This is a genomic window from Vibrio mexicanus (assembly GCF_001012815.1).
GTDB lineage: Bacteria > Pseudomonadota > Gammaproteobacteria > Enterobacterales > Vibrionaceae > Vibrio > Vibrio mexicanus.
In genome coordinates, this window is sequence record NZ_JYJP01000003.1 from 1 (window position 1) to 18,295 (window position 18,295).

An 18,295-nucleotide genomic window follows, 5' to 3' on the forward strand; every position below is an offset into this window, starting at 1 on the left:
TTCATCGACTGGGTGTTTCTATGAACAATTGTTGCGACCATCAAAAGTAAAATAATGGGAATAGAAAACCCCATGAGTAGCTTGCGCCTCATGGTTAAGCTATCAAACCAAGTTGTCATCCTTGCCATTTATTCAGCTCTTCCTTTTCCTTATATACAGTAGGTAAAAGTATAGATGACGATTATAGATTTGAGTGCAACTTAATTTATAATAAACGCAGGCTTAGCTTAGGGTTTAGCTAATCTTTTCGGCCGATTAAGAGCCCAACGTTTTGTTGTTTTAGGTGGAGTAATCGCGATTTGAACACGCTTAAGTTACCAAATGCGTAAAAGGGGACATGCAGAATGGTTTTGAAGCCCGCTTCTATAAGCATGTCATGCCATGCACTTCGACTATTAAAGCAGACCCCAACACCTGCGGTATTCGCGCCCATTTTACTGGTAATGGGGGCAAGGATCTTGGAAGAGGTGGATTGATAGATGAGAGAGCTCGGTAGGTTGCGTACCACCATGCCTTCGTAAAAATTCTCGAAGATGATAACTAAGCCGCGCGCGTTCAATTGGTCGTGGGCTCGTGTTAAAGCACTTTGTTGAAGTTCAGTCGTGGATTGGTAGGTATGGCTGACAAAGTGATGCAACACCCAATTGAACTGAATTATGTCAAAAGGCTGCTCACAACTTTCTTCCTGGAATAGAGCTTCAATCAGATGTTTACGTGGATGGAGAACATTCTTACTTATTAGCGAACGTTCAGGCTCCAGTAAAGTGACTTCAGCTGTTGCGTACCTATTTAGAATTTTATCGGCATACAGGCCATTGCCTCCTCCTACATCGAGTAGGTGAAAAGGTAGATTAGTAGGAAAGAGCATATCGATGTGTTTGGTTAAGTTGTCGAACATGTTTTGATCGATGTACTCGGTGTCAAACGAAGTTGTTTGATCTGTCCTGAGTTTACGTACGCTAACATCCATGAGTTGTTCCTCGCAGTGGCTGGATCTCCTTAACTAGCATGGTATGTGCCATAAATTATTATCAACAATTTCAGTTGGTTGTGTCTAAGCTACGGACGGTGTAGAAAATGTTCGCATAATGAGTTTCAAAATGAAGGTATCTGCAATGATTATTGATAGATTTATTTTTTGGTGTTTATTCAAGCTAACAGAGATTCGCAATCTGTAATTTCGCTCTGAAAGCTTGTGCTATGAGTTTGTGGATTCGGTATATGAAGTGACTCGAAAGACAATGTGGCACGCCATTTCAGCCGACAAAAATGTTGGGAAGCACATGGGATTATTACTAATAAACTTCAAAATGTCGGAGCTAAATAACAATCATCTGTCTAGGTTTATTGGGCAATTATTCTAACGCTCAAAATATGAGCGATTTGTCAGTTAACCTTAAGGATGAATGATGAAAAGCAAATCGATACTCCCTTTAATGGGCTTAGGGGCTGTAGCGGCGTTAAGTTCCCTCTGCGTTCAAGCGCATGGCTGGAACGAGTTCCCAAATGCTCGTCAAAATGTATGTTATGAAGATGGCGGTTTTTGGACAAATGAGATCCCAAATGCAGCCTGTCAGGCAGCTTACGATATGTCGGGTGCTTACCCGTTTGTACAGCGCAGTGAAGTGTCTGCGAACGTACCAAACTACCGTGATATGGCCCACGTGACGGCGATCGTTCCTGATGGTGAACTTTGTTCAGCAGGTGATTCGGCTAAAAAAGGCTTGAGCATTGCTTCGACTCAATGGCAGCGTACTCAAGTCACATTGGATGAGAACAATCAAATTGATTTCGTGTTTTTTGGCCAAGCGCCTCATAACCCATCTTACTGGGAGTTTTACCTGACCAAACCGGGCCATGATTTCACTCGGCCGCTAAAATGGTCTGACCTTGATCTTATTGATACGGTTGGCGATGTCACTGTGGATGCAGATAAGCGCTACAGAATGAAAGTAACCTTCCCAGCAGACCGTAGCGGTGATGCGATTTTCTTCACGCGCTGGCAGCGAATCGATGTGGTGGGTGAAGGTTTTTACAACTGTAGTGATATTACACTAACCGCCAGTGGTGGAACAAACCCACCAACGGATCCGGGCAATCCAACCGATCCGGCAAACAATCTGACTTCTTTAGGTTATTTTGTTCCTCAAGGATTTGGCCCAATTGAAGCTGGCGATACTATTCGCTTTAGAACTTTCAACGCAATAGGTACTGAAATTGTCGACCTTTCTTTACCAATTTCTGCAACGAACACCAGCACTTGGCCGGCGGAACTTGCCGACCAGTTTAATTCTCAGCAGACTGGAGATTGGTACGTGGGTATTTGGCATGAAGCAATGAGCCATTACATGTTTGATACCAATAACATCTACGCCAACAAAGTGTTCGCACCAGATAACACCTTTAGCTATGCATTGTCGTTAATCAAAGCCGACACACCACCTGTCGACCCAGTAAATTTATGGAAGAGTGACGCGACTTACAATACCGGCGATGTAGTGACGCACAACGGCCGTGAGTGGACCGCGCAGTGGTGGACATCTGGCGAGGAGCCAGGAACCACAGGTGAGTGGGGCGTTTGGCGTTAATCGCTGTTCAGTAATCCATTGTTTAGATAGAACGCTTCGGCTTTTATAATCATTAAGCCTCTCGAACATCGAGAGGCCTTTTCAAGTTTGCAAGTTAGCCGAACCTTATTGCTGACGGGCCCGAAATGCCGAAGGTGTGAGTCCCGTTTCTTTGCGAAATGTTCGATTAAAGTTACTGACATCCATGTAGCCGAGTTCATAGGCAACTTTCTCCACTGACATTGTCGGTAGGGCTAATAGGGTTCTTGCTCGTTCTATCTTGGTTAAGGTGAGGTATTGCTTAGGTGATAAGCCAGTCGTTGCAACAAACTTTCGGTGTAGTGAACGCTCACTTATGTGGCAATGCTCAGCAAGTTCTTTTACTGAGATAGTCACTTTTTCTTCGCATAGCTTTTGGGCGTCCAAAATCAGTGCATCTCCGTGAGATAGGTTTGGAGCAAAGCGTTCATAGTAAGCTTGTAGTCTCCCGTTGAGATCCAGTAGAGAGAAGTCTGCAACTTGCTTTGCAAGGTCGTAGCCTGCACAGCGAGCAATCATATGAAGTGCGAGATCTTGATAAGCAAACAACCCCGCAGCCGTAACGATATTACCTTGGTCGACAACGATATCTCGCTTTTCGACCATCTCAATCTCGGGGTACCGCTTAGCCAATGCATCGCAAAGTTTCCAGTGAGTGGTTGCAACTTTGTCGTTTAAAAGCTTTGCACTGCCTAACCAGAAAACGCCAGCACATGACGCGGCAATAATGGCGTTGAGTTGAGATTGTTTATGAAGCCAGTCGGTTAACTCATTTTGTTCAAAGTTTGGTAACGGATCGGCACTGCAGGGGGGAGGAAGATAAGTCGCTGGTGGTGAGCCCTGTCATCCTGAAATGAATCTAACGATTTGACGCAGAGATGCTCCACCTTAAAGATGGGCTCTGGTGAGAAACGGTTCGCGATACCGAAAAGGTCCTCGATACCATAAATTGCAGCGCGCATTGCATCTTGATATTCCACAACGGTCACTGTCCACATGCTTCCCCCTAAAGACTCACCAAGTAAGTCATCCATTCTGTCTTAAAATGACCAAAATAAGTCTAATACGGTCATTAGTGAAAGGCAACGTTATTTGTAGACTGTCTTTAACGTCATAAACAGGGAAAGACACCATGAATAGTAAAACTGCTTTAGTTCTTATCGACATTCAAAATGATTACTTTGAGGGTGGAAAACTACCGCTTGAACACCCACTTGCAGCGGCGAATAACGCGCGACAATTGTTAGATAGTTTCAGACAAACTGGACAACTTGTTATTCATATTGAACACGACAATGTGGACGAATCACGACCATTTCTGCTTCGCGGTACCCGAGGGCAACAAGTTCATGAATCTGTTGCTGCACGAAGTGATGAAATTGTGATTAAAAAACAGTTCCCAAGTGCATTCTGGCAAACCAATTTGCAGGACGTACTTGAGGAACACGGTATACAGAATTTAGTCATTGCCGGCATGATGACCCACATGTGTGTAAGCACAACGACAAGAGCGGCAATGGAAAGAGGCTACATGGCAACCGTAATTACCGATGCTTGTGCGACGCGCGATTTGGAGATCCAAGGAGAGGTGCTGCCTGCGCAAACTGTTCATAAATCCGCTTTGGCTGAAGTTCAAATGCTGGCCAACTTGGCTACGACAGAGCAATATTTAAACGCTTAAGCGATACAATAGAGCCAGTCCTACATAGGACTGGCTCTATTGGTGTCTATAATTTGAGTAAAGCGTCGCTGAGTTTACAGACGCTTTACTTTCTTGTTACTTAAACTACTGACACTGCCCAATCGACTTCCATACTTCCCATTGCCCTGAGAAATCAGCTGGGCTGTCGCCTTGCGTCCACCATTTGGCTTCGTATTGAATACCAAGATGCTGAACTTGATCCCCACCCAAATACACCTGATTCGCTTGCCAGGTCGCAACACCATTACAACCCGTTGAAGGGGAATACTGAACGGAAACAACCTGAGTAGCGGTATCGGACAGGCCAGAGTCGTCCGTCACTGTTAGGCTAAGGGTATATTGACCTGCTGCGCCATAGCTATGACTGCCACTGATACTCTCGCTGGTTGAACCGTCGCCAAGCTTCCAGCTGTATGTGGAGATTTGGCCGTCACTGTCGTAAGAGCGACTAGCATTGAAAGAGCACGATAGCTGTGAACATTGAACATCGATATTGGCGACAGGCGCTTGCTGCTGACTTCCGCCACCACTGCTTGAGCCGACATTACTGTTGGGTACGCCTGCTGGGAAGTACTGCGAAATAGATGGCCAGATTTTGCTGATATGAGCGCCTTTGTTATAGCAACCACCTAAGTGGTGTAGCGCGATAACGTTGTTACTGCTTGCCGCTAGTACCGGAGATCCCGATGACCCGCCTTCGGTATCACACAAATAGCCTGCATCGGTATTGGCGCCGTGGCCATTGGTGATTGGCGCATCGACGATACAACGTGTACCTTGATAGTCAGTTTCAACGCCAAGCTCTTTTAAGCGGCCTCCAGGGTGCTGTGGAATATAGATCGTTTCCGATTGATTTGGGATGCGAGGGTCAAGGCCGAGATAGCCAAAGGACTCGATGGCGGCATAGTTGCTTACGGTGAATAAACTGTAGTCGAGTGTGTAGCCCGTCTCTAGTAGTTGATTGGCTTGTACTTTGGTGGTGGTGGCTCGGCTGCCGCCACAGCTGGCCAGCTGGTAGTTGAACCAAACCTCAGTGTTGGCCGCTTCAGCGGCGGTTTCGATACAGTGGTTGTTGGTCATTAATAGGTTGTCTGGACCTACTCGCCACGCGGTACATAAGCTTCGACCATCAATGAGCAGCCTTGCGACTGGTTTACTGTGTTGATACTCGGTCGAATGCGAATCGGCGTAGCAGACGGCTGCTCGTTTGTTATCGCTCCCACAGATGGACTCTTCCCCATTGGAGTTCGCGTTAACGATTTGCTCGATTTGTTCGTTAGGTAAACCCACCTGAATGGAATCAATGACAACGTTGGCATTAGCGCTGTTGCCAAGTAGGCGTACTTCAACCGCGTCTCCGGTCACTGACATGGCGGAAAAGCTTGTCGTGCCATTGTCACCTGCGGCGGTATCGATAGTTTTGGGTGTGTTCAACTCGTCGCGATAATGGAAGATCTCACTGCGATCAGGGTTAGCAATCTCTAATGTTGCTCCATCTGGCAAGCTCAGTTCGGCAATATGAACTTTGATAAAACTGGCGCCAGGCTCGGAAAAGATGATGAGATTCGCCGGAGCACTTTCAGTGAAAAGGGCGGAACCTAGTTGAGTGTTGACGGTGACAGTTGTCGAAATATCGGGGAGTTCAGTTTGACCATTGTAGAGTGCAAAAGATGAGTGGCTGTAGCCTGAAGAAAGTAGTAGGACAGCAGTAATGAGGCCCAACTTGGCCTTACGACGGTGAACAATTCTAGCCATTGTTATTCCTTTAAATATGATTGATTAACACGACGTTGTGTTACTTATTCACAGTAGTTTGGCCAGTTTGTTGAGTTGGATTATTTCAATTTCTTTACAGCGAGATTCGACGAGGTTCTATTTGATAAGTAACTGATATGTTTGTTTTACTCTAGCCTGACCTCTATGTAGCAGAGAATAAGTGCGCTGCGCTTTCTTTCTGCGAGAATGAATGGCTATAACTGTTGCAAGGCATGATTACCTTATGAAATGAGCAATGATGCTTCGGCTTAGATTAAAGTGGTATTGGGTGATTTCCACATTTTCAAAGCACTGACTCCAACATTGTTTTAGCGTGGTTTGTACGTATCAATTGCTGCGTTAAGCAGTTGCAAATGAACGGGTACAAGGTCATGGTGATTGCTCCGATAGCCGCCGCCAACAACACATCCAATTGGAATTCTTTTGTTTGTGGCAAGCTCGAACATCTTACAATCTCTCTCATATAGAGCTTGGGTAGAGACATTAAAAAAGCCAAGCTCGTCATCTACATGGATATCGACCCCTGCGTCGTAGATGATGAGATCGGGCTGGTGGAAGTTGATGGCCATTTCAACCACGTCAGCAAAATGGGAAAGAAATTCTTCATCGCCAGTCTCTTTAGCAAGGCCAATATCGTAATCAGAGCCAGGCTTTCTTGCAGGGAAGTTTTTTTCACAATGAAATGAGACGGTAACGATGTCGGGGTTATCTGCACAAAGAGTTGCTGTGCCATCACCGTGGTGGACATCGCTGTCGACAATCAACACCTTATCAACTTGCTCATGTGTGAGCGCGTGATTTGCGGCGATCACAAGGTCATTAAATAGGCAGAAACCGCTGCCATAATCTCGATGGGCATGATGATAACCACCACTTAAATGAATGGCGATACCGTGCTCGACTGCCAGCTCTGCGGTTAATAGTGTGCCTGCCGAAGAAGTGAGCGTGCGCTGAATGAGAGTGTCGCTCCAAGGAAAGCCAATGCGACGCATTTTGGCAGCAGGTAAGGAGCCTGTAACCAAGCTGTCCACGTAATCTTCGCAATGTGTTTGTTTTACTTGCTCAACCGACAGGGGCTCCGGCTGGTGAAAAACAAAGTGTTTCGCCCACTCTTTATCCGTGGCTTGAAGTCGGGTGATTTCTTCAAACAGTAAACGATACTTATTGATGGGATAGCGGTGTTCTTTTGGCAGCGGCAATTGCGAATAACAAGGGTGATAAACAAGCGGGATCATAATGAGTACAAGTAACAAGCAGTGAACGCTATGTTATCAACTTGCTTAATCAATGCAAAAGATATTATGATAATAATTATCAATTGCATTTTAAATTTTACTATATGAATAACATTAAGGTTATGTTGATTTTAGGCGTCATAGCGGGCTCGCTCGGCGCAATTACCTTGTTCTCCGCACTTATGTTTGCTTCTTGGTGGATGCTCGATTTTGTTAATAGTGCCTAGAAATAGGTTCTTTATGGCGCAGAGAACAGGTCATTCGCTCTTAAACGCCGCGATAATTTTCTTTTCAATGAATTGAATGACAACACCCTTGGCCGCTTTGGCTTGCGAAAAGAGTACGTAACCGATGCGTCCCTCTTGAGAGGCAAAGCTTAGGTTGAGTTTATGGTATGAGTTAGCATCGGCGTGTCTGCTCATCATGTCGCAGGATAGGGCCGTCCATCCACCATGTTTCAGAGTTTCCAGCAACAAATCGACATTGCTAATCGTTGCGATATCACTGGAAAAACGCAGCTGGTCTCCAAACGGAATTTCTCCGAGATCTTCTAGGAGATACTGTTTATGTTTGATGAGTGTTTCTAACTCGACAGATTGAGTTTTCGCAAGTGGGCTGCTTTGATGGCAATAAAGAGCGAACTTATGATATCCCAAATTCACAAAGTGAATTCCACTATTGGGTTTGTTATTGCCTTTGTTGAACGTGATTGCAAGGTCACAGTCTCGATTCTCGATCGCTTGTAATGATGCTTCCCGCCCTCGGTGTAACCAGTTTAACTTGGTGAATGGGTACTGTTCTGACGTGAGAGCATTAATCTTAGCAAGAACTGCTGGAGAGATGCTGTTGTCGTAGCAGATGGTGATTTCGACCTCTTCTTGGTTGGCGATGCTGTCACTTTGGCTCTCGAATAGTTGGCTTTGGTAGATGATGTGTTTAGCTTGAACAAACAGGTCGTTGGCTTCTTGAGTTGGGGTTGGGAGCTTCTTACTTCGGTCAAAAAGCGTGACACCTAGATCAATCTCTAGATTGCCAACATGCTGATGGACGGTGGCACGGTCTTTTCGTAACTGTCTCGCGGCGCTACTGAAAGAGCCTTTTTCGACAACTGCAACGAAAGCTTCCAACTGTTCAAGCGTAAATCTCATACTTCTACTGCCCAATAATGCGGTGAGTTTTAGAGTGCGAAAAACATACTATCGTTCCCATTAAACGGTGTCACCTCATTGTTGTTAAGCGTTGCCCAACGTTACTGAGATTACGCATCACACAATGTTTTATAAAGTAACTGCAAATCATGACAACAAAGGTATCGACATGTTAAATCAAGCACGTAAATCATTTTTGTCCTTGTTCGTTGCTGCAACAGTAACGGGTGGAATCGGCTATGCGGAAGCATGTTCCCGGATTTTATGGGAAACGGAAGACTATGGAGTGTTTGTGAGTCGAACCATGGATTGGTTCACACCGAGTAACCCAACGGTGGAAGTTCGCACGAAAGGACAGTCTTACACAGGCTATGACGGAGAGGGTGCATTGGAATGGACGTCAAAATATGCCTCAATAGGTATGACGGCGTTTGGCGTTGGCCTTGTAGATGGGTTCAACGAAGTAGGGTTTTCGGCCAATGGACTTTTTCTAGATGAAGAAAACGTCGGCGAGATTGATGATTCGAAAAAGCAGATCGTTAACACTCGCTTTATTGCCTACCTACTAGACAGCTTTGCGACAGTAGAAGAGGCTCTAGAGGTGGTGGAGCAGTTGCAAGTCCATCAGTTCGGTGAAGGTGCGCATAAACTTTCGGGACACTACTCATTACAAGATGCGAGTGGAGATTCGGCTATCATTGAGTTTGTGGATGGAGAGTTGAGCATCTTCCATGGTAAAGAGTACAAGGTGATGACCAACAGCCCGGTCTACCAGCAACATCTGAAAAACTGGGAAGAAGTAAAACCGTCCAACGCGAATGAATATCAAGGTACGTTTGAGCTACCGGGTAACGTAATTTCAAGTCAGAGATTCATTTGGAACTCTTACATGAGTGAGCAGCTAAAGGAGCCTACTAGCTATACCAATGGATTGGCAAAACTGGATTCCGTGACTTACAAGGTTCCGAATGATGCTGCAAACCGTGTCGTCGATGGTGAGATGACGGGGTATGACACTCAGTACACGTTAACGTACAACCTTGATCAGCAAATCTTGAATGTACGCTATCAATATCAAGATACTTACACGCACTACTTTGTTAATTTTGAGGAACTTAATGATGGTGAAAACTACACGTTGCAAGCTGACCGAGCGGATTTATTTGGTGATGTGACGAGCGAGTTTAAGCCAAGTTTAGGCACCATGGCGAATTACTACCAATAGGTCTTAAAGTCAGATGACTTGCTAAAAGATGCTCAGCCCTTCGTAGGCTGAGCTTTTTATGTTTTGTGGACTATTGAGATAACGGTGTTATTGGCGTGCAGCTGTTAATAGGTTCCCAAGGAGAGTGGTCTGTGTTTCCTGGAATCTCAAGCTGAGTCCACCATTTAGCGCGCCACATCTTTCCTTGAAAGAAAACGGTCTCGCCTTTTGGATAGGCTTGATGCGGCTGCCAATCATTGCTTGGGCAGAGAGTTAGAGCCTCCGGATCTTTCATCCAATCAATCAGTTCATTGTGGGTAACGAAACGAACTTCGGGTTTTGATAGCGCATATTGAATGAATCGTTTCAGAACATTTTGTCGGCTTTCAACCGTGGTTTCAGGCATACCAAAATGTTCGCCGCCATTGAGTAGCCCTTAGAATGCTGAGTGCAGACCAAGTGTGAGCGGCGCACGATTGCCTTCTAACCTCAAGTCTAAGTTGTACTGATAGATAGCAACTACATCGTCTTCACTGAGCCCAGCCGCGCCCCAATTGGGTGTAAAGTAGAGATTCCAATCAAAGTTGTCCCCCTTACCGTTATTTGGGTCGAAGTAACCAATGCGACCTGCAATCTTGTCGCGCAGAGAATAATTTAGGCCATAGTGCTCCATCTTTGAATCTGGTGGCACAATTAAGGTATGGAGAGGGATCTCCCAAAGGCCTGGGTAATTGTCGATAACAGGTTTCCATCCTCCTGACGCCGCCATTGCATGGGACGGGCTGCCATTTTCTAGGGTGTGCGGCCAAATATTATTGGTACCGTCTTGATCTGGTGTAATTCCTGCTGGAAAGCTCACGTCATAGCGGATGCCGTTGTTAACCACGGCATTCAGAGTGTTGTCGTTATAGGTCATGAAAGGGGCGCGAAAGCCAAAGACGGTTTCTACGCCTATTCCGCCTTCTTCAGTAGATCGAGTCAGTAGTTTGTTACACAAAGTCACTTCTTCTTGCCACTGCTCAGCAGTCATCCAAGACTGAAGCGGGTTGTAGTTCACTTTGTCGTCTGGGTGAGTTTGGCTATGGTTAGCCACTTCATGCCCGATTTGAACTAATTGACGCCACAAGGTTTTTACGTCTTCGTTTTCCATTGCGGGTTCACAATGCATGAAGAAGCTGGCTCTTAAGTCGCGGTTCGCGTAGGCGTCGTGTCCGTTAGGGTTATGATTATTTGCCAGTAGATCCATAATCCAAGAAAGTCCGTTAATCTCGAGATTGTCATCAAATCCGAGAGTGATAAACATGGGGGTGACTTGTGTGGCAATTGGTGATTCTTTCGAAGGAGGAAAAGCATCAAAACCTTGCTCTGCGAGAGAAAGCGGGGCAAAGAATGCAGAAATAATTAATGGCACAATAGTGCGTCGTAATGGTGTTTTCACAGTTAGCATGAAAGCAAAACCCTTTTGTTTGATTGGAGGATAGGTGCACTAAAAACCTAGTTGCTAATGAGGTATTTGCTTGAAGCAAACTTAGGAGTTCGAGTGATTTAAAGGATTTATGTAACTGACTAAAAGGTAATTTCTTGTCATCAATCGGTAATCATCATCTATGCTTGTGAATGAGCAATGGAAGACATTCACTATAAGGATGCACTATGAGCAAACCAGTCGTAGCCGACAACAAACCCAGCAAGGTTGAGTTAGTCGAAGGCAAAGATTATTACTTCTGTACCTGTGGCCGCTCGGCCAATCAACCCTATTGCGATGGCTCGCATGCGGGGACTGATTTTAAACCTAAAGCATTTACGGCAGATAAATCGGGTGATAGCTATCTATGTAAATGTAAACATTCCGCCAATTTCCCCTACTGTGATGGCAGCCACAAACAATTTACCGCAGAGCAAGTAGGTAAGGAGGGCGGGGTAAGTGCGCAAGTAAGTAGCGGTGCTCCAATCGCTACCGTCACGATCGAAGAACCGACCGTTGAGTTTATACATCAACTGGCAAGAGAAGGGCTCTCAAAGCTAGGTCATCACGGACCGATGACGTCAATGGGCGTTCCTAGGCATCAGCTACCGCATTGGGATGATATTCAAGTCATGGTAGCGCAAATGGCACAAAAACCCTTGATGGAGAATGTTGACGTTGCGACCGAGTTGGTTATTGGCCCAAATGCGAAAAAACCTTTGCACTTGAAAATTCCATTGTTTGTCTCTGACATGAGTTTCGGTGCGCTATCGGAAGAAGCCAAATTATCACTGGCGAAAGGTGCCGAGCTAGCAGGAACCGGTATTTGTTCTGGGGAAGGAGGCATGTTACCAGAGGAGCAACAAGCTAACTCTCGATATTTTTATGAATATGCCAGTGCTGGGTTTGGCTTTGAAGAGTCGAAGCTCAAAAGTGTGCAAGCCTTCCATTTTAAAGGCGGGCAAGGGGCGAAAACTGGCACGGGAGGTCACTTACCGGGCACTAAGAACATTGGCAAGATTTCGCAGGTTCGAGGTATTCCAGAGGGGACAGACGCGATTTCCCCGCCAACCTTTGCTGACCTTCACACGGCCGAAGACTTTAAGCGTTTTGCTGACAGAGTCCGCGAGGTGACGGGTGGCATCCCAATTGGCTTTAAACTGAGTGCCAATCATATTGAAGAAGACATTCAATTTGCGTTAGATGCCAGCGCAGATTACATCATTCTTGATGGGCGAGGTGGTGGTACGGGCGCAGCGCCAGAAATGTTCCGTGATCACATAAGTGTGCCGACGATTCCGGCATTAGCGCGGGCACGAAAATACCTCGATCAACATGATTCAACGGGTAAAGTAACCCTGATTATCACTGGTGGATTACGAGTACCAATGGACTTTGTGAAAGCGATGGCACTGGGCGCAGACGGTGTGGCGATTTCAAACAGTGCTATGCAATCGATAGGCTGTGTCGCGGCTCGAATGTGTAACACCAACAATTGCCCTGCGGGTATTGCGACCCAAAAAGCGGATCTTCGCCAGCGGCTCAATGTCGACAAGGCGTCCAATCAACTCAAGAACTTTTTTGAGGCTTCGGTCGAGCTGATGCAAGTAATGTCACGCGCTTGCGGTCATGCGAGCTTGGGCGACTTTGAGTATCGAGATTTAGCGACTTGGAATCAAGAAATGGCTAAGCTATCCGGTATTCATTATTCAGGTGTCTGAGGATTCATTGCCAGTATAGGAAGGAGCACTCCAATATTGGGGTATTCATTTTTTGTTTTTATGGAATTGAGGAGGGGGCCTTATCTTAATTGGCCGTAACTTGCCTCATATCCATGGACAAAGCTTTGGATGAAATGTAGATCAAGGTAAACGGTCCAAAACAAGAACGTGAAGCTGTGACTCAGTGGTTAAGAGAAGCGTTTGCTTAGCTCAAAATCTGTAGCCATGCGAGAAAAGAGCAGCCCCTAGTTATCAGGGAACTGCTCCAATAATAGGTTACGGCTGATTAGCTCTATTAGCGTGAAGTAATCAGTGCCAGAGTGAGTGCTGCGGGTAACAATTAGCAATTCATTCGGCCTATGACTAAACGCCATTAGCGGAATGGTTTGAGCGTGCACGCCAACTTCGACATCGTAATCCATGAGTGAATAGTGTCCTGACTGTGTTAGTGTAGCCTTATCATAAAAACGAATTCCAGCGATGTCCTCTTTATCAACCGCGGCGAACTGAGTCGCAGAAGCTTCGGTAATATGAATGAGCGGATGATCCCAACCGATACTCGTATCCAAGCGATCCATTTTTCCAGAGTAGACCATATCATCAGCTTCGACTTCCGATAGTGAAAAGCGGTTGCCGCACTGGTCAATCAATGAACTCGCATCTTCAGTAATCCAAAAGCTAGGACACATCCTGTATTCACCTATGTACTGAGAATCGACGGCGCCAGCTGGCGCGCTCGGTACACTGATGTCTGCACGATAAAGATCGCGAGGTGATCCTACGGTGCTCATGAGATAGAGCTGATTGCCATTTGGGCTTATCTTCATGTTAGAACTGTGACGATAAAATTGACCAGAGCTACTCGTAATCTCTGAGTTTGATATTTTTACAGTGGTAAGGTTTCCCCATTGCTCGGTGTTAGATATCGCCCAAAGGTATTCGCCCTTAACCGCTTGATCGTAAACTTCGAATCCTAAATCGATTGTCTTACTGCTCGTATTTGCTGGAGTGAGAGTATCAAGATCAAAAATGGTAACACTGTTGGCATGACCAATGGCAAAGCGACCAAGCGTATCAATTTCATCAATACTTAAACTTGTTGGTGCTGCTGCTAAGTCAAACTTTATGTATGTCCAAATTGATGTGTTATAGATGTAGACGCTATTCGAAGGTGAGGTAGAAGTTAAGATCAAAAAGCTAGAGTCTTTCATGTACTCTGCGTCTATTACATTATGGCTGAGAAGCACTTGCTTATTATGGGTAAGCTTATCTGTTGGAGTGTTTGGTGTAACATCTACCAAATTATGCTCTAAGGTTAATTCAAGCGGGCTTCCGCTAATTGGGTAAACGCAGGCAGTATCGTAGCAAGCATCAATGTAAATTTTTTCTGATGTTACCCCTTCGGACAGTTGATCAACGCTCTTAAGCGTTTGATTAACGTTTAGTTCATTGTTAGCTACCCACACAAACAGATGATCTATGCTCGGGTGATTACTACGAATTCGATAATGCGCGGCATGAGAAGCGGAAGCGTCGGGAAAGCCGCTAATAGTTGCAACACTGGATAGTTGGTAGGCTGTCTGCGTATCATCAGTTTCGCGAATAATCTGTTGTGTCGAAGGTATGTTTAAAGATACCGATTCGGGTAGGGAGACAGTATACGAGAAGTCGAGTTTGAAGGGAGATCCATCTATAGGATTCGTACAGGCACTATCCCTACAGATATTGAGATCTAGAGTTTCATTATGGGTGCCTTCTCCTAACTTGTAACCGGGTTCGAGTTCGAAGTAAACGATTACATTAGCAGCGTCTATTTCGTCAAAGGAAACATCAGAAACGTAGCTCTGAGCTTCTTGTTCATAAGTAAGATAGAAGGTGTTGTTGGCCTCACTTTCATTGAGTGTGAGTTGAACTGAAGTGTTTGGCGAGATTACACCGTTGTTCTGGGCTTCGAGCCTAGTCGTTGATAATTGAACTACTGGCTCTTGTTGAGAGGTTGATTGTGAGCCTGCGTTATTGTTACTTCCACCATTACTATCATCATCACCTCCACCACATCCAATTAACGTAGTGATAATCACTGCCAGAGTTATATTTCTCATCATCAATATCTATATCCATATTTCTAATCAATCAGTTTGGATTATGTAGAAAGTGACTGATTCTGAATATACCGATTGAGGCGAAGTTTATAAAATTGCGATCTCTAAGTGTCTTATTAATAATTATTTAATGAAAAATTTAACTACTTTTACTTGATTGACTGATTGGAAAAAGAAGCTGTCTTAAAGTCAATAATTTCTGCTAATAAGAGTCTTAATTATGAATTCTAATGTGTCGTAATTTTAAGATTTAGTGGATAAATATTCTTCACTCTGGAAGCGGGTCTAGAAAACAAAAAACCAGCCGTATGGCTGGTTTTTTATTAGGAAAAGATTTCGAAGTTACGCTACTGGTAGCTCTACGCCGTTTTCTTGGTGTAGTCGGCGGCATGCTTTGCCGTCTGAGTGGAATAGGTGACAACGGTGCGCAGGAATGCCGATCTCTAGGTGATCACCTGCTTCTACGTCTAACGTGTCTGGTTGACGATAGATAACATCAGCATCTGCGCCTTCTAGGTTTAGATATACTTGCGTTTCGTTTCCTAGCTTCTCAACAATCATCACTTCACCAGAGATTGTCGCATCGCCGTCTTGAGCCGAAAGTAGATGCTCTGGGCGTACACCTAGTGACATGCGCTCGCCGCGAGTCACAGTAGTGCCATCCACAGGAATCCAGAAAGACGTACCGTTTGAAAGTTGAACTTTCACTTGCTCTTTTTCTACTTCGTCAATGAACACGCTCATGAAGTTCATTTTCGGTGAGCCAATGAAGCCGGCTACGAAGCGGTTTTGTGGGTAGTGGTACAGCTCTAGTGGGCGACCAACTTGAGACACGTAACCTGCGTCAAGAACGACAATCTTGTCAGCCATGGTCATGGCTTCAACCTGATCGTGCGTTACGTAAATCATGGTGCAGCCAAGTTTGCGTTGAAGCTTAGTGATTTCAGAGCGCATCTGAACACGCAGCGCGGCATCAAGGTTAGACAGAGGCTCATCCAGTAGGAAAACATTTGGCTGAGAAACAAGTGTACGACCAATAGCAACACGCTGACGCTGACCACCCGATAGGCTTTTGGTTGACGCTCAAGAAGGTGGCTTAGCTGCAGGATTTCAGCAGCGTGCTCAACACGTTTTTCGATCTCGCCTTTGTCTGCGTTCGCAAGTTTTAGGCCGAAAGACATGTTGTCGTATAGGTTTAGGTGTGGGTAAAGCGCGTAGGATTGGAATACCATACCAACACCGCGTTTCGATGGTTCAACATCGTTCATGTGTTGGTCGCCAATGTAGAGATCACCAGATGTGATGTCTTCTAGGCCAGCGATACAGCGTAACAGTGTAGACTTACCACAACCTGATGGACCAACAAAGACAACGAACTCGCCCTCTTTGATATCTAGGTCTACGTTCTTGGAAATTAGAACATCGCCGTAGGCTTTACATACGTTTTTTAACGTGACACTCGTCATGTAGCTCGTCCTCGATCTTTATAAATTATACTTATCGCTATTCATTATATGAGTTATCTCGTTTGCGATAATAGTAGGAATACAGTTAGTTGGACAAAAATAAGAAAAAAAGGGTGATGAGCGTATTCTCTATCACCCTCCAGCGCTAAAAATTGAGATACCTCCCCCGAATAGGTCGCTCTCCCCCGTTTAATTAAAGCGTTAAACGTAAATGACCTATTACAGCAGCCCAATTCAGCGTTGTAAGCCAGCTCATGCGATACGAAGATCAGCAAAATCACTGGAAAGGGTTCTTACTATCCACTCTTGGATGTCTGTAGTTTGCTCGACCTAGCCAGAGCGAACATCCTCCTATCGATTTTTTTTAAAGGGGTAGTAGAAGGGGAGGAGGCGAAGGGGAGGATTCAACACTTCGAGACGTAGATCAAAAAAAATTAGATGACATTGGTGACTCCAATCACGCAATGCACCAATTTTGTGATTTTGGTCATTAGTCTGCACCGATGGTGATCACGAAAATACGCCATAATAGTTAGGGCGTAGGGAGTAGGAGGATGAGAGCTGACTCGTTTTCTTTAATGATGTATGACGAAATATGGCGAATCCTTCTGGTGAAGCCTACAACACAAAAATAAAAAGGATATGAACATGAAAAACGCCCTAAGCACAGTAGCACTTGGAACGCTTGTCGCTCTTGGCTCTTTTGGTGCTAACGCTGCTATCGAAGAAGGTCAACTAACAATCTGGATTAACGGCGATAAAGGATACAACGGCCTTGCTGAAGTTGGTAAGAAGTTTGAAGAAGACACGGGGATCAAAGTAACCGTGGCTCACCCAGACGGCCTAGAAGCACGCTTCCCGCAAGTTGCGTCTACTGGTGCTGGTCCGGACATTGTGTTTTGGGCTCACGATCGATTCGGTGGTTATGCAGAAGCGGGTCTACTGGCTGAACTAAAACCTTCGAAAGAGATTCAAGAAGGCATCGTCGATTTTGCATGGGATGCAGTTAAGTACGATGGCAAGATTATCGGTTACCCAATTGCAATCGAATCACTATCTCTAATCTACAACAAAGATCTTGTTCCTAACCCGCCGAAGACTTGGGAAGAAGTAGCGGCTCTTAACGAGAAGCTGCAAAAAGATGGCAAAACTGCAATCATGTGGAACCTAAAAGAACCGTACTTCACTTGGCCGTTAATGGCAGCTGACGGTGGTTACGCGTTCAAATACGGTGCAACTGGTTACGACATCAAAGATGCGGGTATCGCAAATGATGGCGTTAAAGATGCAATGAACTTTGTTAAAGGCCTAGTAGACTCTGGCGTAATCTCTCCAGACATGGACTACTCAGTTTCTGAAGCTGCGTTTAACCAAGGCAACACGGCGATGACAATCAACGGTCCATGGTCTTGGGGTAACATCGAAACGTCTGGTATTAACTACGGCGTAGCAACACTGCCTAAGTTTAACGGTAAGTCTTCTAAACCATTCGTTGGCGTACTAACGGCGGGTATCAGCACAGCTTCGCCAAACAAAGACCTAGCGGTTGAGTTCCTAGAGAACTACCTACTGACTAACGATGGCCTACGTAAAGTGAACGACGACAAGCCACTAGGCGCTGTTGCTCTAAACTCATTCCAACGTGAGCTAGATGCAGATACTCGCATCGCGGCGACGATGGACAATGCGATGAACGGCGAAATCATGCCTAACATCCCACAAATGAGTGCGTTCTGGGAATCGGCTAAGAATGCAATCATCAACATCGTTGACGATCGTCAAACTGTTGATGCTGCGCTTTCTGACGCTGAAAAACAGATGACTCGTTAATCCAAGTAACACCCCTTTTAAGGAGGGGTAACCCCTCCTT

14 protein-coding genes and 1 pseudogene are annotated in these 18,295 nt (G+C 45.3%); 5 read left to right on the plus strand and 10 right to left on the minus strand.

All coding sequences use genetic code 11. The features are described 5' to 3' along the window. Positions 1-238: 238 nt before the first annotated feature. The gene (locus UA76_RS00845; protein WP_047042204.1) at positions 239-970 is read right to left on the minus strand and encodes a class I SAM-dependent methyltransferase; all 732 of its coding nucleotides are present in this window, start codon (positions 968-970) and stop codon (positions 239-241) included. 439 nt (positions 971-1,409) lie between these two features. Here UA76_RS00845 and UA76_RS00850 point away from each other — a divergent pair, with 439 nt between their 5' ends. Beyond that, positions 1,410-2,588, plus strand: a complete 1,179-nt coding sequence (locus UA76_RS00850) for a lytic polysaccharide monooxygenase (protein WP_047042206.1) — start codon at positions 1,410-1,412, stop codon at positions 2,586-2,588. Positions 2,589-2,693: 105 nt separating this feature from the next. On the opposite strand, the gene UA76_RS00855 is transcribed toward UA76_RS00850, so the two are convergent. Both UA76_RS00855 and UA76_RS00860 read right to left on the minus strand, forming a co-directional pair. Next, a complete protein-coding gene (locus UA76_RS00855; RefSeq protein ID WP_337588488.1) occupies positions 2,694-3,335 on the minus strand; it encodes a GlxA family transcriptional regulator in 642 nt (213 codons plus the stop codon). 35 nt (positions 3,336-3,370) lie between these two features. Then, entirely contained in the window at positions 3,371-3,604 is a 234-nt protein-coding gene (locus UA76_RS00860) for a hypothetical protein (RefSeq protein WP_157617532.1), read from the minus strand. A gap of 134 nt (positions 3,605-3,738) precedes the next feature. Here UA76_RS00860 and UA76_RS00865 point away from each other — a divergent pair, with 134 nt between their 5' ends. Beyond that, the gene (locus tag UA76_RS00865) at positions 3,739-4,287 is read left to right on the plus strand and encodes a cysteine hydrolase family protein (RefSeq protein ID WP_047042208.1); all 549 of its coding nucleotides are present in this window, start codon (positions 3,739-3,741) and stop codon (positions 4,285-4,287) included. Positions 4,288-4,392: 105 nt separating this feature from the next. Here UA76_RS00865 and UA76_RS00870 read toward each other — a convergent pair whose 3' ends face one another. The 3 genes from UA76_RS00870 to UA76_RS00880 form a co-directional block, all read right to left on the minus strand. Next, positions 4,393-6,063, minus strand: coding sequence for a PKD domain-containing protein (locus tag UA76_RS00870; protein WP_052771891.1), 1,671 nt, complete (start codon positions 6,061-6,063; stop codon positions 4,393-4,395). A gap of 329 nt (positions 6,064-6,392) precedes the next feature. After that, positions 6,393-7,319 carry a histone deacetylase family protein gene (locus tag UA76_RS00875; RefSeq protein WP_047042209.1) on the minus strand — a complete coding sequence of 309 codons (927 nt, stop codon included), beginning with the start codon at positions 7,317-7,319 and terminating at the stop codon, positions 6,393-6,395. Between the two features lie 257 nt (positions 7,320-7,576). After that, positions 7,577-8,467: a LysR family transcriptional regulator gene (locus UA76_RS00880; RefSeq protein ID WP_047042210.1), complete on the minus strand. Its 891-nt coding sequence runs from the start codon at positions 8,465-8,467 to the stop codon at positions 7,577-7,579. A gap of 124 nt (positions 8,468-8,591) precedes the next feature. Here UA76_RS00880 and UA76_RS00885 point away from each other — a divergent pair, with 124 nt between their 5' ends. Further along, the gene (locus tag UA76_RS00885) at positions 8,592-9,692 is read left to right on the plus strand and encodes a linear amide C-N hydrolase (protein ID WP_202906890.1); all 1,101 of its coding nucleotides are present in this window, start codon (positions 8,592-8,594) and stop codon (positions 9,690-9,692) included. 70 nt (positions 9,693-9,762) lie between these two features. On the opposite strand, the gene UA76_RS25365 is transcribed toward UA76_RS00885, so the two are convergent. Both UA76_RS25365 and UA76_RS00890 read right to left on the minus strand, forming a co-directional pair. Further along, complete coding sequence (locus UA76_RS25365) at positions 9,763-10,077, minus strand: carbohydrate-binding protein (protein ID WP_337588486.1); 315 nt, start codon at positions 10,075-10,077, stop codon at positions 9,763-9,765. Positions 10,078-10,107: 30 nt separating this feature from the next. Then, positions 10,108-11,118, minus strand: coding sequence for a polysaccharide deacetylase family protein (locus UA76_RS00890; protein WP_337588487.1), 1,011 nt, complete (start codon positions 11,116-11,118; stop codon positions 10,108-10,110). A gap of 206 nt (positions 11,119-11,324) precedes the next feature. On the opposite strand from UA76_RS00890, the gene UA76_RS00895 reads away from it, so the two are divergent. After that, the gene (locus UA76_RS00895) at positions 11,325-12,857 is read left to right on the plus strand and encodes a glutamate synthase-related protein (protein WP_047042211.1); all 1,533 of its coding nucleotides are present in this window, start codon (positions 11,325-11,327) and stop codon (positions 12,855-12,857) included. A 245-nt stretch (positions 12,858-13,102) separates the two neighbouring features. Here UA76_RS00895 and UA76_RS00900 read toward each other — a convergent pair whose 3' ends face one another. Next, a complete protein-coding gene (locus tag UA76_RS00900; RefSeq protein WP_047042212.1) occupies positions 13,103-14,962 on the minus strand; it encodes a hypothetical protein in 1,860 nt (619 codons plus the stop codon). A gap of 339 nt (positions 14,963-15,301) precedes the next feature. After that, positions 15,302-16,425: pseudogene (malK, locus tag UA76_RS00905) on the minus strand (maltose/maltodextrin ABC transporter ATP-binding protein MalK). Between the two features lie 648 nt (positions 16,426-17,073). Between malK and malE the strand changes: the two are divergent. Then, positions 17,074-18,255, plus strand: coding sequence for a maltose/maltodextrin ABC transporter substrate-binding protein MalE (gene malE / locus UA76_RS00910; protein WP_047042213.1), 1,182 nt, complete (start codon positions 17,074-17,076; stop codon positions 18,253-18,255). Positions 18,256-18,295: the final 40 nt, after the last annotated feature.